Origin of the sequence: Mycobacterium gordonae (genome assembly GCF_002101675.1) — a bacterium.
Classification (GTDB): Bacteria; Actinomycetota; Actinomycetes; order Mycobacteriales; family Mycobacteriaceae; genus Mycobacterium; species Mycobacterium gordonae.
This window is the reverse complement of record NZ_LQOY01000064.1, coordinates 1-2,340: the sequence shown is the minus strand read 5'-3', so window position 1 is coordinate 2,340 and position 2,340 is coordinate 1. Positions and strand designations below refer to the sequence as shown.

The window sequence follows — 2,340 nt, the reverse complement described above, 5'->3', positions numbered from 1 at the left end:
CACCCACCCCGACCCGAACACCCCACCACCAAACCCAAACCCAAAGCCCAACAAAACCCCGCCGCCCAATTCGCCATCCTCTCGCGCCGCTACCTGGCCGTCATCGCCGCCGACCGCCAATACACCCTGTTCCTGCTGGCCCTGCCCCTGCTGCTGAGCCTGTTCACCTACGCCGTCCCCGGCGACGCCGGACTCTCCCTAGCCAAAGCGATCACCCAGCAATCCAGGCAACCCACCCAGTTGCTCGTGCTGCTCATCATCGGCGGGGCCCTGATGGGGTGTGCCGGGTCCATCCGCGAAATAGTCAAGGAGCAGGCCATCTACCGCCGCGAGCACGGCATCGGACTGTCCGGCGGCGCCTACCTCGCCTCCAAACTCGTTGTGCTGGGCGCCATTGCCAGCTTGCAGGGATTGCTCTTCGGATTCCTTGGAGTCGCTTTCCTACCGCCGCCCGACGACTCGCTGCTGCTGCAGTCCGGCAGCACCGAGCTGCTTCGCCGCGTCGGTTCGGCCGAGATCGCGGCGGCCGTGGTCGCCGTGACCGTGGTGTCGATGATCCTGGGCCTGCTCATCTCGGCTCTGATCAGCAACGCCGACCGCGGCATGCCCCTGCTCGTACTGGTCGTCATGGCCCAACTCGTGCTCTGCGGCGGCATGTTCGCCGTCAAAGACCGCATCCCACTGGAACAACTGGCCTGGCTCTCCCCCTCCCGCTGGGCCTACGCCATGGCCGGCTCGTCGCTCGGGGTGAACTACATCCGCCTCACCGACACCGACCCGATGTGGACCCACGACCGCGAGCACTGGCTGACCGCGCTGGGCATGTGTTCGGCCTTGGGCGTGGCGATGGTGATCCTGCTCGCGCTGCGACTGCGCACCCTCGATCGGCAGCGCAGGGCCCGCAGGGCCGCCCGTCGGTGATCAGGATGTTTGCTTAAATTCCCGAATATGAGGTCTGGCCAACGAAATACCGGCAGGTTTAGGCTATTCGCTGGCTTTGGTGCGTCCTCCAGATCAGTTTGCCCCGTGGCAGCCGGCCGGTTGTCTCAACAAAGGAGATGTCTATGAAACTGAAGCTCTGGTCCCGTGCCGGCGCCGGGGCGGCGGCAGCGGTGGTGGTGACGGCCCTGGTGCTGACCGGCTGTGGCAGCCCGAAGAACAGCACCTCGGGCAGCGGGTCCAACGCCCCCAACGTCGACGCCGCGAGCACGGTCAAACAGGCCGCCGACGCGATGCGCAAAGTCACCGGGATGCACCTCAGCCTCACCGTCCAGGGCTCGGTGCCCAACCTCGAGGTGACCAAGCTCGACGGCGACGTCTCCAACACCCCCCAAACCGTGGCCAACGGCACCGCGACGCTGACCGTCGGCAAGAGTCCCGTCGACTCGAAATTCGTCTTCGTCGATGGCCACCTGTACTCCGACGTCGCAGAACCCGGCAAATTCACGGATTACGGCAACGGGGCCTCGATCTATGAGGTCTCCACGCTGCTCGACCCCGACAAGGGCCTGGCGCATCTGCTGGCCAACCTGCAGAACCCCAAGGTGAGCGGCACCGAGCAGATCAACGGCATCGCGACCACGAAGATCAGCGGAACATCGTCCACCGACGACGTCGCCACGCTGGCCGGGTCGCGGCTGAGCCCGCAGAACGCGCCACCGACCCCCACCACCGTCTGGATTGCCTCGGACGGGTCCTACCACCTGGTCAAGATCGAGATAACCCCGGTCGAGAACGGGACGGTGTCGATGACCATGTCGGAGTGGGGCAAGCAAGTCACCGCGACCAAGCCGGTTTAGCACCTCGTGGAACCCGATCTTCTTCAGCGCGGAAAGGAACCATCATGGGATTGACCGCTTTTCAGGCGCGCTTTCCAAGAGGTGCGGTGGTCGCACTGGCCGGCGTCGCGGCGGTGACGACGACGCTGATGACACCGGCGCCCGCCGCACGGGCAGACGGGCAGTACGGTGCGATCGCCTACTCGCCGTCGGGGCAACTGTTCGGCCGGACCAAGGACGCCCCGTCGCGCGCGGCCGCGGAAAGCGCCGCGATGGGAGCATGCGGCAAGCCCGACTGCAAGGTGCTGGTCTCCTTCTCCGAGTGCGGCGCCGTCGCGGAGAACAACGCCGGCGACCACGCGGGAGGGTACGGATCGACACTGCTGTCCGCCGAGCAGGACGCCATGAGGCGCCTGGGCACCGCGGGATGGATCGGCACCTGGCTCTGCAACTAAAGTCGATGCGCTCGCCCGCCCGCGCGCTGATCGGGGCGGCGTGGTCGGTGTAGCGGAGGCGTAGATGGATGAGGTGGTGGGGGCGCCGGAGCCGGTGGGGTTGCAGG

At 66.5% G+C, this 2,340-nt stretch carries 3 protein-coding genes; all 3 read left to right on the top strand.

Translation table 11 applies throughout. The annotated features are described in order from the left end of the window. The coding region (locus AWC08_RS10285) for an ABC transporter permease (protein ID WP_142283508.1) at nt 1-921 on the top strand (921 nt) is incomplete at its 5' end. A 143-nt stretch (nt 922-1,064) separates the two neighbouring features. Further along, complete coding sequence (locus tag AWC08_RS10280; RefSeq protein WP_065134177.1) at nt 1,065-1,799, top strand: LppX_LprAFG lipoprotein; 735 nt, start codon at nt 1,065-1,067, stop codon at nt 1,797-1,799. Between the two features lie 44 nt (nt 1,800-1,843). Further along, the gene (locus AWC08_RS10275; protein ID WP_065134178.1) at nt 1,844-2,233 is read left to right on the top strand and encodes a DUF4189 domain-containing protein; all 390 of its coding nucleotides are present in this window, start codon (nt 1,844-1,846) and stop codon (nt 2,231-2,233) included. Nucleotides 2,234-2,340 lie beyond the last annotated feature (107 nt).